The 19,322-nt window shown below is 71.8% G+C and carries 20 protein-coding genes; 14 read left to right on the plus strand and 6 right to left on the minus strand.

All coding sequences use genetic code 11. The features are described from left to right. The first annotated feature begins 249 nt into the window (after positions 1 to 249). Complete coding sequence (locus ACGFIB_RS28495; RefSeq protein WP_393376207.1) at positions 250 to 3,120, plus strand: discoidin domain-containing protein; 2,871 nt, start codon at positions 250 to 252, stop codon at positions 3,118 to 3,120. Positions 3,121 to 3,200: 80 nt separating this feature from the next. Here ACGFIB_RS28495 and ACGFIB_RS28500 read toward each other — a convergent pair whose 3' ends face one another. Further along, entirely contained in the window at positions 3,201 to 4,193 is a 993-nt protein-coding gene (locus ACGFIB_RS28500) for a LacI family DNA-binding transcriptional regulator (RefSeq protein WP_357244503.1), read from the minus strand. A 130-nt stretch (positions 4,194 to 4,323) separates the two neighbouring features. Here ACGFIB_RS28500 and ACGFIB_RS28505 point away from each other — a divergent pair, with 130 nt between their 5' ends. Continuing rightward, a complete protein-coding gene (locus ACGFIB_RS28505) occupies positions 4,324 to 4,695 on the plus strand; it encodes a hypothetical protein (protein ID WP_357244500.1) in 372 nt (123 codons plus the stop codon). Between the two features lie 294 nt (positions 4,696 to 4,989). On the opposite strand, the gene ACGFIB_RS28510 is transcribed toward ACGFIB_RS28505, so the two are convergent. From ACGFIB_RS28510 to ACGFIB_RS28530, 5 genes are all read right to left on the minus strand, one after another. Continuing rightward, complete coding sequence (locus tag ACGFIB_RS28510) at positions 4,990 to 5,235, minus strand: helix-turn-helix domain-containing protein (RefSeq protein WP_142571601.1); 246 nt, start codon at positions 5,233 to 5,235, stop codon at positions 4,990 to 4,992. Continuing rightward, positions 5,228 to 5,455 (minus strand): DUF6158 family protein, encoded by a 228-nt coding sequence (locus tag ACGFIB_RS28515; protein ID WP_142571602.1) that lies wholly within the window; start codon positions 5,453 to 5,455, stop codon positions 5,228 to 5,230. Before ACGFIB_RS28515 ends, ACGFIB_RS28510 begins: the two co-directional genes overlap by 8 nt. A gap of 12 nt (positions 5,456 to 5,467) precedes the next feature. Next, positions 5,468 to 5,614 (minus strand): hypothetical protein, encoded by a 147-nt coding sequence (locus tag ACGFIB_RS28520; RefSeq protein WP_357160590.1) that lies wholly within the window; start codon positions 5,612 to 5,614, stop codon positions 5,468 to 5,470. Between the two features lie 86 nt (positions 5,615 to 5,700). After that, the gene (locus tag ACGFIB_RS28525; protein ID WP_142571603.1) at positions 5,701 to 5,922 is read right to left on the minus strand and encodes a DUF397 domain-containing protein; all 222 of its coding nucleotides are present in this window, start codon (positions 5,920 to 5,922) and stop codon (positions 5,701 to 5,703) included. Then, positions 5,919 to 6,770: a helix-turn-helix domain-containing protein gene (locus tag ACGFIB_RS28530; RefSeq protein ID WP_393376210.1), complete on the minus strand. Its 852-nt coding sequence runs from the start codon at positions 6,768 to 6,770 to the stop codon at positions 5,919 to 5,921. Before ACGFIB_RS28530 ends, ACGFIB_RS28525 begins: the two co-directional genes overlap by 4 nt. 151 nt (positions 6,771 to 6,921) lie before the next feature. Here ACGFIB_RS28530 and ACGFIB_RS28535 point away from each other — a divergent pair, with 151 nt between their 5' ends. From ACGFIB_RS28535 to mrdA, 12 genes are all read left to right on the plus strand, one after another. After that, positions 6,922 to 7,365 (plus strand): ATP-binding protein, encoded by a 444-nt coding sequence (locus ACGFIB_RS28535; protein WP_167748263.1) that lies wholly within the window; start codon positions 6,922 to 6,924, stop codon positions 7,363 to 7,365. A gap of 103 nt (positions 7,366 to 7,468) precedes the next feature. Further along, positions 7,469 to 8,908: an MFS transporter gene (locus tag ACGFIB_RS28540; RefSeq protein ID WP_357244493.1), complete on the plus strand. Its 1,440-nt coding sequence runs from the start codon at positions 7,469 to 7,471 to the stop codon at positions 8,906 to 8,908. A 127-nt stretch (positions 8,909 to 9,035) separates the two neighbouring features. Further along, entirely contained in the window at positions 9,036 to 9,167 is a 132-nt protein-coding gene (locus tag ACGFIB_RS28545) for a hypothetical protein (protein ID WP_256863183.1), read from the plus strand. A gap of 152 nt (positions 9,168 to 9,319) precedes the next feature. Then, on the plus strand, positions 9,320 to 10,159 hold the full coding sequence (locus ACGFIB_RS28550; RefSeq protein ID WP_142571606.1) for an LLM class flavin-dependent oxidoreductase: 840 nt from the start codon (positions 9,320 to 9,322) through the stop codon (positions 10,157 to 10,159). A gap of 94 nt (positions 10,160 to 10,253) precedes the next feature. Next, positions 10,254 to 10,757: a PH domain-containing protein gene (locus ACGFIB_RS28555; protein WP_357261190.1), complete on the plus strand. Its 504-nt coding sequence runs from the start codon at positions 10,254 to 10,256 to the stop codon at positions 10,755 to 10,757. Continuing rightward, positions 10,754 to 12,409, plus strand: coding sequence for a PH domain-containing protein (locus ACGFIB_RS28560; protein ID WP_393376212.1), 1,656 nt, complete (start codon positions 10,754 to 10,756; stop codon positions 12,407 to 12,409). The genes ACGFIB_RS28555 and ACGFIB_RS28560 overlap by 4 nt, the downstream gene beginning before the upstream one ends. A 45-nt stretch (positions 12,410 to 12,454) precedes the next feature. Further along, positions 12,455 to 13,468, plus strand: coding sequence for an agmatinase (gene speB / locus ACGFIB_RS28565; RefSeq protein ID WP_393376214.1), 1,014 nt, complete (start codon positions 12,455 to 12,457; stop codon positions 13,466 to 13,468). A 73-nt stretch (positions 13,469 to 13,541) separates the two neighbouring features. After that, complete coding sequence (locus ACGFIB_RS28570) at positions 13,542 to 14,534, plus strand: hypothetical protein (RefSeq protein ID WP_393376215.1); 993 nt, start codon at positions 13,542 to 13,544, stop codon at positions 14,532 to 14,534. Positions 14,535 to 14,632: 98 nt separating this feature from the next. Beyond that, positions 14,633 to 15,667, plus strand: coding sequence for a rod shape-determining protein (gene mreB, locus ACGFIB_RS28575; protein ID WP_393376217.1), 1,035 nt, complete (start codon positions 14,633 to 14,635; stop codon positions 15,665 to 15,667). Further along, positions 15,664 to 16,578, plus strand: a complete 915-nt coding sequence (mreC, locus tag ACGFIB_RS28580; protein ID WP_393376219.1) for a rod shape-determining protein MreC — start codon at positions 15,664 to 15,666, stop codon at positions 16,576 to 16,578. Before mreB ends, mreC begins: the two co-directional genes overlap by 4 nt. After that, the gene (locus tag ACGFIB_RS28585) at positions 16,578 to 17,183 is read left to right on the plus strand and encodes a rod shape-determining protein MreD (RefSeq protein WP_393376220.1); all 606 of its coding nucleotides are present in this window, start codon (positions 16,578 to 16,580) and stop codon (positions 17,181 to 17,183) included. The genes mreC and ACGFIB_RS28585 overlap by 1 nt, the downstream gene beginning before the upstream one ends. After that, positions 17,176 to 19,272, plus strand: coding sequence for a penicillin-binding protein 2 (gene mrdA / locus ACGFIB_RS28590; protein ID WP_393376222.1), 2,097 nt, complete (start codon positions 17,176 to 17,178; stop codon positions 19,270 to 19,272). Before ACGFIB_RS28585 ends, mrdA begins: the two co-directional genes overlap by 8 nt. Positions 19,273 to 19,322 lie beyond the last annotated feature (50 nt).

A 19,322-nucleotide genomic window follows, 5' to 3' on the forward strand; every position in this document is an offset into this window, starting at 1 on the left:
CCTTCGCACCCGAGGGTGATCGGCACGCCGCCACCCCGCCGTCCTCCGGACGGTATGCGGAGCGGTCCAGAGGGCCCGTGGCTGGGATTACGTCTCGTCGTAATGTACATGTCATCTTGCGACTTTTCGTCGCAATATTGCAGAAGGATGTTTGCCAACTTATCGTGTGGGCCACTCACCTTCTTCGGAGGTGTGGCGGTTCAGCGTCCACGCCGCATCTCCCGGGTCTCGCATGCAGAAAGGAACCTCATGAGAAGATCCGGAACCGCCGTCGCGGTGGCGGGGGCGCTGATCGCTGTGGGGAGTGTGGTGGCCTTCCCCGGCACGTCGTCGGCCGCGGCCTCGCCGTCGCCCTTCTCCGTCCCGGGAAGAGGCGCGACCGTGCCGTTCACCGAGATCGAGGCCGAGGCCGCCGCGACCAACGGCGAGCAGATCGGCCCGGACCGCGTCTACACCCACCTGCCGTCCGAGGCGTCGGGCCGCCGGGCCGTACGCCTCGACGCCCCGGGAGAGTACGTCGAGTTCACCCTGCCCAAGCCCGCCAACGCCATGACCGTGCGCTACAGCGTGCCGGACAACGCGGCCGGAACGGGCATCACGGCACCGGTCGATCTCAGGATCAACGGGACCAAGCTCAAGGACCTGCAGTTCACCTCCCGGTACGGCTGGTTCTACGGCGGCTACCCGTTCGGCAACACCCCCGGCGACAAGCCGCACCACTTCTACGACGAGACCCGGACGATGTTCGGATCGACCCTGGCGGCGGGCACCAAGGTGCGGATCCAGGTGGCCTCCACCTCGGTCGCGCCGTGGGTCGTCGTGGACCTGGCCGACTTCGAGCTCGTGCCGGACGCGATCTCCCGGCCCGCCGGGTCGCTGTCGGTCGACGACTTCGGCGCCGACCGCAACGGCACGAGCGACTCCACCGCCGCCTTCCAGGCCGCCGTCGACGCCGGGAAGGTCCAGGGCAAGGAGGTCTACATCCCGGCCGGGACCTACACCCTGTGGGACCACGTGGTCGTCGACGGGGTCACGCTGCGCGGCGCCGGCCCCTGGTACAGCGTGCTCACCGGCCGCCATCCCACCCAGCGCAACCGGGCCGTCGGCGTCTACGGCAAGTACGTCAGCGGCGGCGGCTACACCGGGCCGATCCGGTCCCACGAGGCGGGCGGGCCGAGCCGGGGCGTCACCCTGCGGGACTTCGCGATCATCGGCGACATCACGGAGCGGGTGGACGAGGACCAGGTCAACGCCCTCGGGGGCGCGATGACCGATTCGGTGGTCGACAACCTGTGGATCCAGCACACCAAGGTCGGGGCCTGGATGGACGGCCCGATGGACGACTTCACGTTGAAGAACAGCCGCATCCTCGACCAGACGGCCGACGGCGTGAACTTCCACACCGGTGTCACCGACTCCACGGTGACCAACACGTTCGTCCGCAACAGCGGTGACGACGGCCTGGCGATGTGGCCCGACCGGATCGCCAACGTGAACAACGCGTTCACGTCCAACACCGTGGTCGCGCCGGTCCTGGCCAACAACATCGTGACGTACGGCGGCCGGGACATAAAGATCACCGACAACGTGGTGAGCGACACGGTCACCAACGGCGGCGGCATCCACGTCGCCAACCGCTATCCGGGGGTGAACTCCGGCCAGGGCACGGCGGTCGCCGGCACGATCACGGTCGCCCGCAACACCCTCATCCGGGCCGGCAACAGCGACTACAACTGGAACTTCGGCGTCGGCGCGATCTGGTTCGACGGCCTCAACGAGCCGGTCAACGCGACGATCAACGTGACCGACACCGACGTCATCGACAGTTCCTACGAGGCCGTCCAGTTCATCGAGGGCAGCACCCAGACCGTCAACTTCTCGAACGTGAACATCGACGGCACGGGGACGTACATGATCCAGGCGCAGGCGGCGGCGAAGGCGAGCTTCACCAACGTCCGGGCGGCCCACATCGGCGCGGGCGTCGCGATCCACAACTGCGTCGGCACCGGATTCGCCCCCACCTACGGCACGGGCAACTCCGGCTGGAGCCCGGCCTCCACCGTCTGCACCGGCCAGTGGCCCGCGCCGAACTACATCTACGACGGCAGCGACCCCAGCCCGAGCCCGTCGCCGTCCACCTCGCCCTCCTCGTCGCCCTCCCCCTCCCCCTCGCCCAGCCCGACGGCATGCGTTCCCGGCAGCGGCGACCTCGCCCGGGGCAAGACGGTCACGGCGACGAGCAGCACCCAGTCGTACGTCGCGGCCAACACCGTGGACGGCGACGCCGGCACCTACTGGGAGTCGGCAAACAACGCCTTCCCACAGTCGATCACCGTGGACCTGTGCGCGGTGACTCCGGTCCAGCGAGTGGTGCTCAAGCTGCCGCCTAGCACGGCCTGGGCCACCCGCACCCAGACCCTTGCGGTCCTCGGCAGCACGGACGGCACGAACTACACCACGCTGTCCCCCTCTGCGGGCCGTACGTTCGACCCGGCCACCGGGAACACGGCGAGCATCTCCTTCACCGGCGCGAGCGTCCGCCACGTCCGGGTGACGGTCACCGGCAACACCGGCTGGCCCGCCGCGCAGTTGTCGGCCCTCGAGGTGTACGGCACCGGCGGCACCCCCAGCCCGTCACCCAGCCCATCGCCCAGCCCGTCACCGAGCGCCTCCCCCAGCCCGTCGCCCAGCCCGCTGCCCACGGGCAACCTCGCCCGGGGCAAGGCGGTCGGCGCGAGCAGCCACGCCGACGTGTACGTCGCGGCCAACACCGTGGACGGCAACGCCGGCACCTACTGGGAGTCGGCCAACAACGCCTTCCCGCAGTCGATCACCGTGGACCTCGGCGCGTCCGTCACGGTCGGCAGGGTGGTGCTCAAGCTGCCGCCGAGCACCGCCTGGGGCGCCCGCACCCAGACGCTGTCGATCCTGGGCAGCACGGACGGCACGAACTACACCACGATCGCCGGATCCGCCGGATACACGTTCGACCCGGCGACCGGCAACACCGTCACCGTCACCGTGCCCGCCGCCGCCCGGCGCTACCTGCGGCTGAACGTCACCGGCAACACCGGCTGGCCGGCCGCCCAGATCTCCGAGTTCGAGGCGTACGCCTCGTAACCCGGAACGGGAGCCCGGAGGAGGAGTGGACGCCTCCTCCTCCGGGCTCCCCCACACAGCATGGCCCCCTCAGCGGGCCGTCAGGTGACGGGGACGCCGACGCGGCCGGTGGAGGAGCGGACGACCAGCTCCGGCTCGAACAACAGCTCACCCGTCGCGACCGCGGCGCCCTCGATCTGGCTGACCAGCAGCTCCACCGCGGCCCGGCCCATCGCCTCGATCGGCTGACGCACCGTCGTCAGCGGCGGGTCCACACACGTCATGAGCGCGGAATCGTCGTATCCGACGACGGACACGTCCTGGGGCACGCGCCGACCGGCCCGCCGCGCCGCGCGGATGGCCCCGAGGGCCAGCGGGTCGCTGCCGCAGACGATCCCGGTGACGTCCTGCCGCACGAGCTTCAGCGCCGCCGCGTGGCCGCCCTCCAGCGAGTGCATCGTGTGCTCGACCAGCTCGCCGCCCGCGGCCCGGAACGCCTCCAGCTTCCGTATGGACGGCATGTGGTCGGCGGGGCCGACGACGAGACCGATTCGCTGGTGACCGAGCGCGCGCAGGTGGCCCAGCGCCTGCTCCAGTGCGATCGTGTCGTCGCAGGAGACGCGGGGGAAGTCCCAGTGATCGGCGGCCGCGTTGACCAGCACGGTGGGCAGCCGCCGCTCGACCAGCCGCACGTAGTGCCCGTGGACGACGCCGGTCTGGGTGTAGAGCCCCCCGGCGAAGACCACTCCGGACACCTGCTGCTGTAACAACAGGTCCACGTAGTCGGCCTCGGAGATTCCGCCGACCGTACGCGTGCACAGCACGGGGGTGAACCCCTGCTGGGCCAGCGCCCCGCCGACGACCTCGGCGAACGCCGGGAAGATCGGGTTCTGCAGCTCGGGCAGGACGAGCCCGACCAGGCGGGCGCGCTCGCCGCGCAGTTGCGTGGGCCGCTCGTAGCCGAGCACGTCGAGAGCCGTCAGCACGGCCTCCCGGGTGGCCTCGGAGACCCCGGCCTTGCCGTTGAGGACGCGACTCACCGTGGCCTCGCTGACCCCGACCTTCTTCGCAACCTCCGCAAGCCGTCGCGTCATGGCGGCAAGCATACGACGCGGAGCGGCCGGGCCAAGGATCTTCGACGACACGGTTGCAAGCGGGCTGAAAGCACTGCGAAAGAGGCGATTCCTAGTGTCTGACGCGTTGCAAATCACCCAGGAAGGCACCATGAACATCCTCAGGAACAGCCTCGCCGTCGTCGCGGCGTCCGCCCTTCTCGGTCTGACCGCCGCCTGCAGCGGGGGCCAGACGGCCGTCTGCGAGGAGGCGACCAAGGCGTTCACCGACTACAGCTCCAAGGCCGCCGCCGCGGCCGGCGACATCAAGGGCATCAACACCGCGACCGGCGACCTTGCCGCGCAGCTCAAGGACCTGTCCGGCAAGGCGGACGGCGACCTGCAGGTGGCGCTCGCCGGCATGGCCGACTCGTGGGGATCCTTAACGATCGACCTTTCGGACCCGGCCGCCGCGACCAAGCTCGCCGAGTTCGGCCAGAAGGCCACCCAGGCGACGCAGCAGCTCGCCTCCGCCTGCTCCTGACCTCCGCCGCCCGCCTCGCCGCCGGCGCGCGAGCGCCGGGGGCGGGCGGGTGCGGAGGCCGGCGTAAGACCGTGCCCTGTACCACCGCGCCCGCGATGGCCGCTCCCGAGGCTCACCAGAGCGCGACTATCACGGCCGGCCGGAGCACCCGCCCGCCCGTGAGCGCGTCCGCTCAGTGGTGGAGCAAAGCCCGCCCGTCAACGCGAAGCGCGGTGCAACCCGCACGAACCACAGCAAGCCCTTGAGCACGTCCGCCTGGTGGCGGAGCCGAAGCGCGTCAAAGAGGCCGGGCCGTCAGTATTCGAGCCCCCAGTCGTGGGTGCCGAGAGTGTAGGCGTCGCCCTTGGGCACCAGCCTGCCGCCTTCGGCCAGGCTGGTGAGGCACCGCCGTACGTCGTCCTCCGGAAGGCCGGTCATCGCGGCGACGTCGGCGGCGGTCGCGGGCCGTTCCTTCGTGTTGAGGGCGGCGACGGCCTCGTAGACCGTCATGTCCGCCGCCGTCATCTGCTGGACGTCTTCCAGGCGTTCCTCGTCAGGCACTGCGCTGTCTCGCCCCCTCACGCAGCCGCTCCGGATCGACCTGCCGGTCCGGGAAGCGCGCGAGGTATTCGCCTTCCAGCTCCTGCGTCCGCGAGGTGTGGCGCTCCAGCGCGTCGTCCGATCCGTGGAAGAACGTCTCCGTGCGGGTCTCGTGCAGGTGGCGCAACTCGCGGAGCAGGTCCTCGTCGCCCAGGTCCCGCGGGTCGACTCCCATGGTCATGGCGGTCCTCCCTCACACCTCTGTCGGCTTTTCCCAGCGTTCGTCGGGGTTGTTGTCGTCCGGCTCCGCGTTCGGCGGGTCCGTTTCGGACGGAGCCCACTCACCGGCGATGTCGGGCTCGTCCTCGGTATCGATGAATCGGTCGTCTTCCCTCCGCATGCCAGGTCTCCTGCCCGATGAAGCGCCCGCCATTCCGGACCGGCCGGACCAGACCGGCCCGCGATGCCGTACGGGGACAGGAGGTTTCAGGACAGGTCGAACTCCCCGCCCTTGACCCCGTCGACGAACGCCTCCCACTCGCCGGGGGTGAACATCAGCCGCGGCCCCTGGGGATCCTTCGAGTCGCGCACGGCGACGCCGTCGCGCAGGCGCGCGACCTCCACGCACTGGTTGCCGACGGTGTTCGAGCGCGCCGCCTTGCGCCAGACCGCGCACGCCAGGTCATCCGCCGCTACGAGTCCCCTCATCGTCCAGCCATCTCCTTCTCGACCGAAATAATCATTTCCATGGACTTCTCCGGGCCGAGCGCGGCGGCACGAAGATGATCGAAGACCTGGACATATCCGCGGATCTCCGCCGGATCCTCCAGGTAGAGCTCGCCGCTCATGTTCTCCAGCAGCACAACGTCGGCGTCGCCGGGATCGGGGAAGGCCAGGATGGCCGTCGAGTTGCCCATGCCGAGGTAGGCGCCCGCGTCGAACGGCACCACCTGCACGGTGACGTTCGGCTGGACGGCCGTCTCCCGCAGTCTGCGCAGCTGCTCGGCCATCACGGGCGGGCCGCCCACGGGCCGGCGCAACGCCGCCTCGTCGAGGACGGCCCACACCTCCAGTGGGGCGGGCCCGGTCAGGCGCCGCTGGCGCTCCATCCGGGCGGCCGCCCGCCGCTCGATCTCCGCCGGGTCCTTGACCAGGGCGGCGCCGATGACCGCGCGGGCGTAGTCCTCCGTCTGCAGCAGCCCGGGGACCAGCAGCGGCTCGTAGTTGCGCACCGACGACGCCTCGGCCTCCAGCCCGACGTACGGCCCGGGCAGGACGTCGTCGTAGGCGCGCCACCATCCCCGCCGGGCGGCGTCCCTGGCCAGCTCGACCAGCGCGTCCCGCGCCGAGCCCTCCACGCCGTAGAGGTCGAGCAGGTCGCGGATGGTCCGGGTGTGCGGGCGGGTGCGGCCGGCCTCGATGCGGTAGACGGTGGAGGCCGCCACGCCGAGCCGCCGGGCGACCTCCTCGCGGACGAACCCCGCCTCACGCCGCAGACGCGTCAGCTCACCGGAAAGCCGGCGAAGCCGGACTGTAGGGCCACCCACTCCCCTCATGAGCCGAACTCTCCCTTTCGCCGCAAAAGGAAACTATGCCATCGTGCATTCGCCATATTGCGTAGCCGTTTTGCAAAGTGCAGGATGAACGCAGTCTTGCACGGACCTCGAATCGCCATCCGCAGACGGGTGCACAGGGAGTTATCACGGGATGACAATTCTCAACCTCTTGGGGAGAATCGCGATCTCACGCCCCTTCTCGGGAGACCCGTCCCAGGTGCGGGCCGCCCGGCGGTTCGTGGCGAGCCGTCTCGGCGACGACCACCCCTGCCGCGACGACGCCGTGCAGCTGATCGGCGAGCTGGCCGCCGAGTCGCTCCGGCACGCGGCCTCCTGCGGGCGCCCGCCGGGGTACGGCGTGTCGGTCCTGGCCACGCCCGCCGCGGTCCGCGTCACGCTGTCGACACAGGGGTGCGGGTGCTGGACGTCTCCCGAGCTGACGCCGGGCCGCGGCGTCCACCTGGTGGACCTTTTCACCCGCCGGTGGGGCGTGTCGGCCACCCGCACCGGGGTCTGCGTGTGGTTCGAGCTCGGACACGACACCGCCGTACCGCCACCCAGGGGCGTGGAGAGCGGGAGCACGAGGACGGCCTGAACACCGCTCCGCGCCACCACGGCCGAGGCCGTTGAGAAGCAGAACGAATTTCCAGCCGGATCCGGGGTAGACGGGCGCCATATCTTCCGAAGAAGGGGACGATATGGCGCAAATAAGCACCGACATTCCCGCGCGGCTGGATCGGCTCCCCTGGGCCCGCTGGCACTGGCTCGTGCTCATCGGACTCGGCACCGTCTGGATCCTCGACGGGCTCGAAGTGACCATCGTCGGGGTCATCGGGCCCCGGATCACGGACCCGAGCAGCGGGCTGGGTCTCACTGACAGCGAGGTCGGGATCGCCGCCGGCGTGTACGTCGCGGGAGCCTGTCTCGGCGCTCTCTTCTTCGGCCACCTGACGGACCGGTTCGGGCGCAAGAAGCTCTTCCTGGTGACGCTCGCCGTCTACCTCGCCGCCACCGTGGCCACGGCGTTCTCGCACGACGCCTGGTACTTCTACCTGTGCCGGTTCTTCACCGGCGCCGGCATCGGAGGCGAGTACGCCGCGATCAACTCGGCGATCGACGAGCTCATCCCGGCCCGCGTGCGCGGCACGGTGGACCTGGTGGTGAACGGCTCCTTCTGGCTGGGCACCGCGCTCGGCGCGCTCATCGCGATCCCGGCGCTCGACACCAGCCTGCTGTCGGCCGACCTCGGCTGGCGCCTGCTGTTCGGCCTGGGCGCCATCCTCGGCGTGGCGATCCTGCTGGTCCGCCGCACGGTGCCGGAGAGCCCACGCTGGCTGTTCATCCACGGCCGTGAACGCGAGGCCGAGGAGATCGTGACGCAGATCGAGACGAAGGTCCGCGAGGAGAGCGGCAAGACGCTCGAACCCGCCCAGGGGGAGATCCGGATCAACCAGCGGACGCACACCCCGCTCGCGGAGGTGGCGGCCACGCTGCTGCGCCGCTATCCCAAGCGCACGACCGTCGGCCTGTCGCTGTTCATCGGTCAGGCGTTCCTGTACAACTCGATCTTCTTCACGTACGCGCTGGTGCTGTCGAAGTTCTTCAAGGTGCCGGACGGCAGCACGCCGTGGTACCTCGTTCCGATCGCGATCGGGAACTTCCTCGGCCCGGTCCTGCTCGGCCGGTTCTTCGACACGGTCGGCCGCCGGACGATGATCGCGGGCAGCTACGTGCTGTCCGGCCTGCTCCTGCTGGGCACCGCCGCGCTGTTCGACGCGGGGGTGCTGACCCCGGTGACCCTCACCGCCTGCTGGATGGTGGTCTTCTTCTTCGCCTCGGCGGGGGCGAGCAGCGCCTACCTGACGGTCTCGGAGATCTTCCCCATGGAGACCAGGGCTCTGGCGATCGCCCTGTTCTACGCGGTCGGCACCGGGCTCGGCGGCATCATCGGGCCCGTGCTGTTCGGCCGCCTGGTGGAGAGCGGGGTCGTCGGCAACGTCGTGGTCGGTTACGTCGTCGGCGCCGTCCTGATGATGGCGGCCGGGCTGGTGCAGTGGTTCATGGGCGTGGAGGCGGCCCGGCGCTCGCTGGAGGACATCGCGGCCCCGCTCAGCGCCGAGCAGCGCCAGATGGTCTGACCGGACGCACCGGTACGGCTCGCGCCTCCAAGGCGCGAGCCGTACCGGCCGGGTGTCTCACGCCTCACTTGGGTATCAATCCCCACAGATGCGCACATAAGGCGCATCTCGTACATTCGGGGGAATCATGGCTGACGACGCTCAGAAGAAGAAGCCCGCGAAGTCCACCGGCAAGGCGAAGAGGACGGCCATCAAGGAAGCCCGCTCGGCGAAGCAGGCGAAGAAGGCCAACCGCCCCGCCGAGGGCGCGAGCGAGTGACGGCCGAACGGCCGGTGCCACCATGATCCGGGCCGGGCCCACCGTGGCCCGGCCCTCCTCTTCCACCCCCCGCCCCCGCATGTGACGCCTCTCCCCGTCATGGATACTCGGGAGGCAACAGAGCCGATCTCGCTTGTTCCGGAGGGCCGCCCGTGAGGCTTGGAGTCGTCTTCGACCGCGATCTGCCGCCGGAGTCGCTTCCGTCGTTCGCCAGGGAACTCGACGGCACGGCGGTCTCCGACCTGTGGGTGGTGGAGGATCTCGGCTGGACGGGCGCGATCTCCTCGGCCGCGACGGCACTGGCCGCGACCTCGCGCCTGCGCGTCGGCATCGGCATCACTCCGGCGCCCCTGCGCAATCCGATGCTGCTGGCGATGGAGCTGGCCAACCTGGCCCGCCTCCACCCCGGGCGGCTGGCCGCGGGAATCGGGCACGGCGTGCAGGCGTGGATGCGCCAGGTGGGCGCCGCCGCCGCCTCGCCGCTGTCGCTGCTGGAGGAGACGATCACGTCCGTACGGGCGCTGCTGCGCGGCGAGACCGTCACCCTGCACGGACGCGAGGTGAGCCTGGACGGCGTCCGCCTCGTCCACCCGCCGGCCGAGCCGCCGCCCGTCCTCGCCGGAGTGGTGAACCCGCGCTCGCTGGCCCTGTCGGGACGGGTCGCCCAGGGCACCATCCTTCCCGAGGGCCTCGCCCCGGAGCGGTTGCGGTCCATGATCGAGGGAATCGGCGCGACCGGCGATCACGAGGTGGTGGCGTTCGTCCACCTCTACGTCGGCGACGACGCGGGCACGGCCATGCGGCGGGCGGCGGAGGAGCAGGCGGGGTTCCTCCAGGTGGCGCCGGAGGAGGTCGTCATGGCGGCGGGTTCGCCGGAGGAGGCGTCCGCGCAGGTCAGGGCGCTGTGGGAGGCGGGCGTGTCCACGGTCGCCGTCCGCCCGGTGGGCGCCGATCCGCTCTCCCACGTCCACAGGCTGCTGTCCGCCCTCTGACCCGCCCTGCGGCGCCGGGACATGACATTTGTCCCGGGAGAACCCGGATCGGCCTCACTACACCAGGACGCGCGGGATCGGGCAGAGTTGAGGCGTGGACACCCCGACCCTCCGATCTCCTCAGCACCGCGTGAGCCGTACCGCCGTCTGGTACTGGACCGCACGGGCCGCCCTCGGCTGGCTGGTCCTCCTCGCGGCCCAGGTCGTCTGGCTCGTGGCCGACGGCGACGGCGACAAGTGGCCCGTCACCACCCACGTGACCGTTCTCGTCGTCACCGCCGTCGCCGCGGTGGTGCACGTCACCGTCATGCCGCAGTGGCGTTACCGGGTGCACCGCTGGGAGGCCACGTCCGCGGCCGTCTTCACCCAGTCGGGCTGGTTCAAGCAGGAGTGGCGCATCGCACCCGTCTCCCGCATCCAGACCGTGGACAGCGAGCGCGGCCCGCTGGAGCAGATCTTCCGCCTGGCCAACGTCACCGTCACCACCGCCTCCGCGGCCGGCCCGATCAAGGTCAGCGGTCTCGACCGGGACACGGCCCAGCGCCTGGTCGCCGAGCTCACCGCGACCGCGCAGGCGACGGCGGGTGACGCGACGTGATCGACGTCATCGAGACGACCTTGGCCTGGCGGCGGCTGAGCCCGCGCATGCTGGTGATCCACCCGTTCCAGGAGGTCGTACGGGCCGCCCCGGCGCTGCTCGGCCTGCTGGTCGCGGGAACGAGCAGCGGCGGGCAGGGCCAGTGGTGGAGCATCGGGGGCGTCGGCCTCATGGTCGTGCTCGGCATGCTCCGCTGGTTCACCACGACCTATCGCATCACCCCCGAGCACGTGCAGGTCCGCCGCGGCCTGCTGACCCGCAAGGTGGTGACCGTGCCCCGCGACCGGGTCCGCACGGTGGACGTCACCTCCCACGTGCTGCACCGCGTGCTCGGCCTGGCCCGGGTGGAGGTGGGGACGGGCACGTCGGAGCGCAGGCGCGAGGGCCGGCTCAAGCTCGACGCGCTGACCGCCGCCGAGGCCGCACGGCTGCGGGTGGAGCTGCTGCACCGCTCCCCCGCCGCCCCCGTCACCCCTTCCGAGGGGGCTCCGGTGGCCGAGGGGGCTCCGGTGGCAGCGCCCGTGGCGCCCCCCGCCGGGAGCACGCCGGCCGCGGAGACCGAACTCGCGCGGATGCGTCCCGCGTGGGTGAGATTCGGGCCGTTCACGATGTCCGGGCTCGTCACCGTGGGCGTCATCGCCGGCTTCGCGTCCCGCCTGGTCTCGGAGGGCAACGTCGACCTCGGCAGGGTCGGGCCGGTCCAGGAGACCTGGCGGTGGTTCAGCGCGATGTCGCTCCTGCTGGAGATCGCGACCGTGGTGCTCGTGCTGGTGGTGTTCGTGAGCGTCGCCTCCACGCTCGGCTACGTCCTGGCCTTCGGCAACTTCCGGCTGACCCGGCACACCGAGGGCACCCTGCACGTGACCCGGGGACTGCTGACCACCCGGGCCACCACCATCGAGGAACGGCGACTGCGCGGGGTCGAGGTGAGTGAGCCGCTGCTGCTGCGCGCCGTACGCGGGGCCCGGCTGTCCGCGGTGACGACCGGGCTGCGGACGGCGCAGGGCTCCCAGCGCGGCGGGTCGATGCTGCTGCCGCCCGCGCCGCGCGCGGACGCCGTGTCGGTTGCCCGGCTCGTGCTCCCCCGCGCTGCCGGCACCCCCTCCGCCGCCCCTGCCACCCCTGCCTCCCCGGCCACCTCTGCCTCTGTCGCCTCCTCCGCCGTGGAGGCCTCGCCGGTCACCGCGGACCTGACCGCGCACGGCCCGGCCGCGCTGCGCCGCAGGTTCACCCGGGCGTACGGCGTGCACGCGCTGGTGCTGGCCGTGCTGCTCGCGCTGTGGTGGTGGGCCGGGCTGCCCTCGTGGACGTGGCTCACCGCCGCCGTGCTGCTGCCGCTGACCGCCCTGCTGGCCGCCGACCGCTACCGCTCGCTCGGCCACGCTCTGACGTCCGGATATCTGGTCACCCGCTGGGGCTCGCTCTCCCGCCGCCGGGTGGCGCTGGAGTGCGACGGCGTCATCGGCTGGAACATCGAGCGGTCGTTCTTCCAGCGCCGGGCCCGCCTGGCGACGCTGACGGCGACCACCGCGGCGGGCAAGCAGGGCTACCAGGTGCCCGACGTGGACCTCGCCGAGGCACTGCGCCTGGCCGCCGCGGGCACCCCGGGCCTACTCGACCCGTTCCTCGTCAAAGCGCATCATGTCAGCTAATAGCATGTGATGGCCGATAAGACCGGTTCGATCTCAGGAGTTGGATTGTCCCGCTACGGCCAGATGTTCGGTCCCGACATCACGTTCCTCGGCGTCGAGCGGTGCGACCTCGACGACCCGGCCGGCTACGCGGACGCCGACGTCGTCATCCTGGGCGCGCCGTTCGACGGCGGCACCTCCCACCGCCCGGGCGCGCGCTTCGGCCCGAACGCCATCCGCCAGACCTGCTATCTCCCCCACGACGGCTCCCGCCCCAGCCTGGCGCTGCGCGTGGACGCCCTCAAGGACCTGCGGGTGCTGGACGCCGGAGACGTGGAGACCTACGCCGGGGATATCGAGGGCAGCCTGCGCGCGATCGAGGACGCGGTCGCCAGGATCGCGGCCTCCGGGGCGATCCCCGTCGTCCTCGGCGGCGACCACACGATCGCCCTGCCCGACGCGACCGGCGTGGCCCGCCACCACGGCTTCGGCCGGATCTCGATGGTCCACTTCGACGCGCACGCCGACACCGGCGACATCGAGTTCGGCCACCTGCACGGCCACGGGCAGCCGATGCGGCGGCTCATCGAGTCGGGGGCCGTCCGCGGCGACCGCTTCCTGCAGGTCGGCCTGCGCGGCTACTGGCCGGGGCCGGAGATCCTCGACTGGATGGCCGGGCAGCGCATGCGGTCGTACGAGATGACCGAGATCGTCGCCAGAGGCCTCGACGAGTGCCTCACCGAGGCGTACGCGATCGCGCTCGACGACTGCGACGGGGTCTACCTGTCGGTCGACGTGGACGTCTGCGACCCGGGCCACGCGCCGGGCACCGGCACGCCCGAACCGGGCGGCCTGTCGGCCCGCCAGCTCCTCGACGCCGTACGCAGGACCTGTTACGAGCTGCCCGTCGTCGGCCTGGAGATCGTCGAGGTGGCCCCGCCGTACGACCACGCGGACATCACGGCGTACCTGGGCAACCGGGTCGTGCTGGAGGCGCTGTCGGCGATCGCCCGCCGCCGCAGGGACGCCGCCGACGGCACCCGCTGGGACCCCGCGCAGCCCCTCCTCGACGGCCGCTGACCCGCATCGGGCAACCATCGTTCGCCTGACATTTCCGGCCCGGGCCGCGAGCCCGTCTGGTAGGCATGGTCGCGTGACTCGATCGAGAACCGCCGCCGTCCTGGCCGCCGCCGCCATGCTCCCGGCGCTCCTGACCGGCTGTTCCGACACGAATCCCGGCTCCTCCCGGCCGCCCGCGCGGCCCGAGGGCACCTCCACGGGAGCGGACGCGACGCGCGAGACGACCCGGGAAGCAGCGCGGGAAACGTCCAGGAAGACGGCGCGCAGGACGGTCCCGGCGCGGCGGGCGGCCCCCGCGCCGGTGCGGGTGCCGGCCGGGGTGACGGCGGGGTACGCCGTGGTCGACGTGACCACGGGCAAGACGGTCGCCCAACGGCAGGCGCACCATCGGTTCCGGTCGGCGTCGGTGGTGAAGATCCTCATCGCCACCGACTATCTGGAGCGGCACAGGGGGACGATCCCGGCCCGGGACATGGCGCTGCTGACGCCCATGCTCCGCGGTAGCGACGACGACGCGGCGACGGCCCTGTGGCGGCGCGGCGGCCAGGGCGAGATCGTGCGACGGATGGCGCGCAGGATCGGCCTGACCGATACGTCCCCGCCACCCGCGGCCAAACCCGGTTTCTGGGGCTACACCGCCATCAGCGCGGCCGACATCGCGCTCGTCTACCGGTATCTGCTGCGGCGGGCCGATCCTCGCGTCCGCGATTTCGTCCTCGGCAACCTACGCAAGGCGTCCCAGTGCGCTCGCGACGGTTTCGACCAGTTCTTCGGCATCCCCCGCGCCGTTCCCCGGCCCTGGGCGATCAAGCAGGGATGGTCTGGATACGGCGCGGTTCCTCCCGTCCGGTGCACCCGTGCGAAGACGACGTCGTTCCGTATCGGGGCAGTCACAATGGGCGGCAACCCGGTTGATTTCGGCCGTCCGGTGCTCCACACTACTGGCGTGATCGGCGACCGGCTGATCATGGTGGTGCTCACCCTGCAGCCCTCGGGGGCGTCCTTCACGCAGTCGGCCGAGCGGGTGACGAAGCTGGCGAGAGACCTCTACCTCAGCGTCGCCTAGCGGTCCGCTTCGCACGGGGAAGGACCGTTCCGTTTAGAGGCGGGGCCGCCGGGCAGCGATCACGCGTGCTCTCCCTCCTCTCTGAAAGCTGGTCGGCGATGGGTTTCCCGTGGGGATTGCTCGGCCGGGACATGGCGGTCGATCTCGGCACGGCCAACACCCTCGTGTACGTGCGCAAGAAGGGGGTCGTCCTCGACGAGCCGTCGGTGGTGGCGATCAACCTGCACACGGACAGGATCGTGGCGGTCGGGACCGCGGCGAAGGAGATGATCGGGCGGACCCCGCCGCACATCGCCACGCTGCGCCCGCTCAAGGACGGCGTGATCGCCGACCTCGACGCGGCCGAGCGCATGCTGCGGCACTTCATCCAGGTGGCGCACAAGAACCGCTACCTGGCCAGGCCCCGGGTCGTCGTCGCCGTGCCGAGCGGCACCACGAGCGTCGAGCAGCGCGCGGTCAGGGAGGCGGCGTACGAGGCGGGCGCCCGCCGCGTCCACATCATCGAGGAGCCGATGGCCGCGGCGATCGGCGCGGGACTCAACGTGGGCGACACGACCGGCAACATGGTCGTGGACATCGGCGGCGGCACGACGGAGGTCGCGATCGTCTCGCTCGGCGGGGTGGTCGTGTCGAAGTCCGTACGGGTCGGCGGCGACGAGCTCGACGAGGCGATCGTCAACTACGTCAAGAAGGAGCACTCCCTGATGCTCGGCGAGCGCACGGCCGAGCACATCAAGATCAAGATGGGCAGCGCGCAGCCGGGTGGCGACGACGAGGTCTCGCTGCCGATCCGGGGCCGCGACCTGGTGACCGGCCTGCCCAAGACCGCGACGATCAATCGGGCGCAGGTCAGGGAGGCGATCGAGGACCAGGTCCAGACGATCGTCGACGCCGTGCAGAGCACGCTGGACCAGTGCCCGGCCGAGCTGGCGGGCGACCTGATCGACAACGGCATCGTGCTGACCGGCGGCGGCGCGCTGCTCGACGGCCTGGCCGAACGGCTCGGAAAGGCCGTCGGCATGCCGATCCACCTCGTCGACCAGCCGCTCCAGTCGGTGGTGCTGGGCGCGGGCCGGTGCGTCGAGCGCTTCGACGACATGCAGGACGTGTTCCTCCCCGAAACGCGTCGATGAGGGCCGCCGGTCGCCGGGCGCCCGCGCTGCTGGCGCTCGTCTCCGTCGCCCTGATCGCGGCCGACACCCTCACCCCGCTCGAACCGCTGCGTGCGTTCGGGTCGGCCGTGTACGGCGGGCTGGAGGACGCGGCGTCCGCCGGTGTCCGCTGGGCGTCGGGCGAGCGCCGTCTGGAGGAGCTCGAACGGGAGAACACCCGGCTGCGCGCCGACCTGCTGGCCGCCCGCCGCACGGTCCCGTCCCCCGCTCAGGCGGACGGCTACCGGGTCGCGCCGGCCCACGTCATCGGCTTCGGCCGGGACGGCACGATCACCGTCGACACCGGTTCCGACAGCGGCGTGGACCGTGACATGACCGTGTTCGACGGCGACGGGCTGGTCGGCCGGATCCTGCGGTCCGGTCCCGGCACGGCGACGGTCCAGCTCGCCACAGCCTCCGGCGCCTCGATCGGGGCCAGGCTCGAGGGCTCGCGGGAGGTCGGCCTGGTGACCGGCGTCCCCGAGCGCGGCCTGCTGCGGCTGAGCCTGCTCAACCCCTCCGCCGACGTGAAGCCCGGCGACCGGGTGGTGACGCTGGGCTCGCGCGACATGCGGCCGTACGTGCCGGACGTGCCGATCGGCACGGTGGCCACGGTCGAGCCCGCGCCGGACGCGCTGACCAGAACCGCGCTCGTGCGTCCTTTCGCCCGGTTCACCGCGCTCGATCTCGTCACCGTGGTGCTGGGACCGCAGGCGGACGGGGACGCGGTCGACGCGTCCGCCGGCAGGGGCGCGACCACGGCCCGGACCGCGGAGGGCGACGCGGACAAGGACACGGCCGGGGACGGGGCCGGGGACGCGGACGCGGACGCCCCGAAGGGCGGCCCGAAGAGCGACTCGAAGAGCGACTCGAAGAAGGCGAAGGCGGCGTGATGAAGGCAATCGTCCTGTCCGTGCTCGTCGTCCTCGTCACGCCGGTGCTCCAGGTCGCCGTGGTCAACGGGCTGTCGCTGCCCGGTGGCCACCCCGACATCGTGCTGGTCGCCGTCATCGCGCTCGCGCCGCATCTGCGGCCCGGGCCGGAGGCCGGGGGTCTGCCGGAGCGGGGCGCCGCGAGGGGCGGTGCGGGCGCGTTCCTGGGGTTCGCCGCGGGCCTGGCCGCCGACATCGCGCCGCCCGCCGACCACACCATAGGGCGGCTCGCCCTGGTCATGTGCCTTGCCGGGTGGGTGTGCGCCCGTGCCGCCGCGGACGGCACCGCCGGGCGGCGCGCCGCTGTCGCCGCCGTCGTGGCCTTGGGCGCGACGCTCGCCGGAGGCGTGCTCGCGGCCCTGCTCGACGGCACGCCGTGGGGCACCGCCCTCACGCCCGGCGCCGCCGCCTGGACCGTCGGCCTGGCCGCGCTCGTGGCGGCGGCGTTCGCCCTGCGGCCCCGCCGCCGGCCGTTCGGGCGGGTGCCGAGATCACGGGGCGGATCACGGGGCGGATCGCGGGGTGGATCACGTGACCCGTACGCGCGGGGGAGGCGCCTTGCGTAGGAGCGTCGGGCGGCCCCCGCTGGTTCGGGGCCGCACCCGGCCCCAGGGCCGCCTCACGCTCGTGTTCGTGGTGGTGACCGCGCTCATACTGACCCTGCTCGGACGGCTGTGGTACCTGCAGATCGTCACCGGCCCGTCGTACGTCCGGGCGGCCACGGAGTCACGGGCGCGCTCGGTCGTCCTGCCGCCGGTGCGGGGGCAGATCCTCGACGTGCGCGGCCGGCCGCTGGTGGCCAACGAGACCAAACCGCAGGTGTCGGTGGACTACATGGCCCTGATCCACCAGCCCGACGGCGGGAAGGACGTGCTGACCCGGCTCGCCCGGGCCCTGGGACGGCCCTACCAGGAGATCGCCGACCGGGCCCGGCTGTGCGCCGGGGACATGCCCCGGCCGTGCTGGCCCGGCTCGCCGTACCAGCCGATCGTCGTCGCGGACGACGTGAGCGTGCGCACGGCGCTGTGGATCGCGGAGCGGCAGGACGAGTTCCCCGGCGTCAGCACCGCGTTACGGCCGGTCAGGACCTATCCGCTCGGCTCGGCCGCGGCGCACGTGCTCGGCTACCTGCAGCCGCCCTCCCCCGACGACCCCGCGGGCGGCCCGGAGCTGATCGGCCGCGACGGCCTCGAAGCGCAGTACGACCGCGAGCTGGCCGGGCGCACCGGGATCAGGGAGGTGGCGGTGGACAGCACGGGCAAGGTCACCGGACTGATCCGCGAGGAGGCCGCCGTGGCCGGGGACACGCTGGTGACCAGCATCGACGCGCGCATCCAGGAGCTGGCAGAACGGGCGCTGGCCCGGGCCGTGACCGCCGCGCGCAAGCGGGGCGAGCCCGCCGACAGCGGCGCGGTGGTGGTGCTGGAGGCCAAGACCGGGCGGGTGACGGCGATCGCCGACTATCCCTCCTACGACCCGGGCGTGTGGACCGGGGGCATCTCCCAGCACGACTACGAGGACCTGCCGCTGGTCAGCGCCGCCGTGCAGGGGCAGTGGCCGCCGGGCTCCACCTGGAAGGTGACCTCGACGGCCGCGGCCGCCAAGGCGGGCTACTCGCTGCGGGCCTCCTACGACTGCCCGGGCGGCTACACGATCGGCGGCCGGGTGTTCCACAACTTCGAGAGCGCCGAACTGGGCCGGATGGACATGCACCGGGCCCTGGTGGTGTCCTGTGACACGATCTTCTACCGCTTCGCGGAGAAGATGTGGCAGCGCGACGGCGGGCTCAAGCCGGTCAAACACCCGAAGGACCCGATGCAGGCGATGGCCGGGGAGTTCGGGTTCGGCACGCCCACCGGCGTCGACCTGCCGCACGAGGCTCAGGGACGGGTGCCCGGCCGCGCCTGGAAGAAGGCCAACTGGGAGCGGACCAAGGCGGACTCCTGCCGCCGCGCCAAGACCGGCTATCCGGAGATGTCCGACCGCAAGCGGGCGGCCTACCTCAGGGCGCTCGCCGCCGACAACTGCGGCTCCGGCGGGGTCTGGTGGGCCGGCGACGCGGCCAACTTCTCGATCGGCCAGGGTGACGTGCTGGTGACGCCGCTCCAGCTCGCCCGGGGCTACGCCGCGCTCGCCAACGGCGGCACGGTCTTCAGCCCCAGGATCGGCAAGCGGGTCGTACGCCCCGACGGCGCCGTGGTCCGCACGATCACCCCGCCCGTGGCGGGGAAGATCGACGTCTCGCGCAAGACGCTGCGGTTCATCCGCGACTCGCTCGCCGACGTGCCGCGCATGGGCACGGCGGCGGGCGCGTTCGAGGGCTACCCGTTCGGGCGCCTGCCGGTCGCCGGGAAGACCGGCACCGCCGAGGCGTACGGCAGGCAGGACACCTCGTGGTTCGCCTCCTTCGGCCCGGTGAACAAGCCCAAGTATGTGGTGGTGGTCGTCGTCTCGCAGGGCGGCACGGGCGCGGCCACGGCGGCCCCCGCCGCCCGCGACATCTGGGAGGGCATCGCCGCCCTCACCCATGACGCGAAGAAGCACGACGAAAAGAAGCACGACAAGAAGAGCAAGAAGGATAAGAAGGACGGCGGGGGGACGCGATCCGCCTCCCTGGCACCCGCCGCGTTCGCCGGGGCGGGTGGCGCGCGATGACAGTCTCGGCACGGACAGGCAAGGCTCAGACAGGCAAGGCTCAGACAGGC

The sequence above is a fragment of the Microbispora bryophytorum genome, from assembly GCF_043197435.1.
In the GTDB taxonomy this organism is placed as follows: Bacteria; Actinomycetota; Actinomycetes; order Streptosporangiales; family Streptosporangiaceae; genus Microbispora; species Microbispora bryophytorum.

Coding starts and splice junctions, on each gene's coding strand:
- ACGFIB_RS28545 (WP_256863183.1), top strand. CDS start 9,036: ATGGCTGACGACGCTCAGAAGAAGAAGCCCGCGAAGTCCACCGGCAAG.
- ACGFIB_RS28505 (WP_357244500.1), top strand. CDS start 4,324: ATGAACATCCTCAGGAACAGCCTCGCCGTCGTCGCGGCGTCCGCCCTT.
- ACGFIB_RS28540 (WP_357244493.1), top strand. CDS start 7,469: ATGGCGCAAATAAGCACCGACATTCCCGCGCGGCTGGATCGGCTCCCC.
- ACGFIB_RS28535 (WP_167748263.1), top strand. CDS start 6,922: ATGACAATTCTCAACCTCTTGGGGAGAATCGCGATCTCACGCCCCTTC.
- ACGFIB_RS28495 (WP_393376207.1), top strand. CDS start 250: ATGAGAAGATCCGGAACCGCCGTCGCGGTGGCGGGGGCGCTGATCGCT.
- ACGFIB_RS28525 (WP_142571603.1), bottom strand. CDS start 5,922: ATGAGGGGACTCGTAGCGGCGGATGACCTGGCGTGCGCGGTCTGGCGC.
- mreC (WP_393376219.1), top strand. CDS start 15,664: ATGAGGGCCGCCGGTCGCCGGGCGCCCGCGCTGCTGGCGCTCGTCTCC.
- ACGFIB_RS28515 (WP_142571602.1), bottom strand. CDS start 5,455: ATGACCATGGGAGTCGACCCGCGGGACCTGGGCGACGAGGACCTGCTC.
- ACGFIB_RS28500 (WP_357244503.1), bottom strand. CDS start 4,193: ATGACGCGACGGCTTGCGGAGGTTGCGAAGAAGGTCGGGGTCAGCGAG.
- ACGFIB_RS28520 (WP_357160590.1), bottom strand. CDS start 5,614: ATGCGGAGGGAAGACGACCGATTCATCGATACCGAGGACGAGCCCGAC.
- ACGFIB_RS28585 (WP_393376220.1), top strand. CDS start 16,578: ATGAAGGCAATCGTCCTGTCCGTGCTCGTCGTCCTCGTCACGCCGGTG.
- ACGFIB_RS28530 (WP_393376210.1), bottom strand. CDS start 6,770: ATGAGGGGAGTGGGTGGCCCTACAGTCCGGCTTCGCCGGCTTTCCGGT.
- mreB (WP_393376217.1), top strand. CDS start 14,633: ATGGGTTTCCCGTGGGGATTGCTCGGCCGGGACATGGCGGTCGATCTC.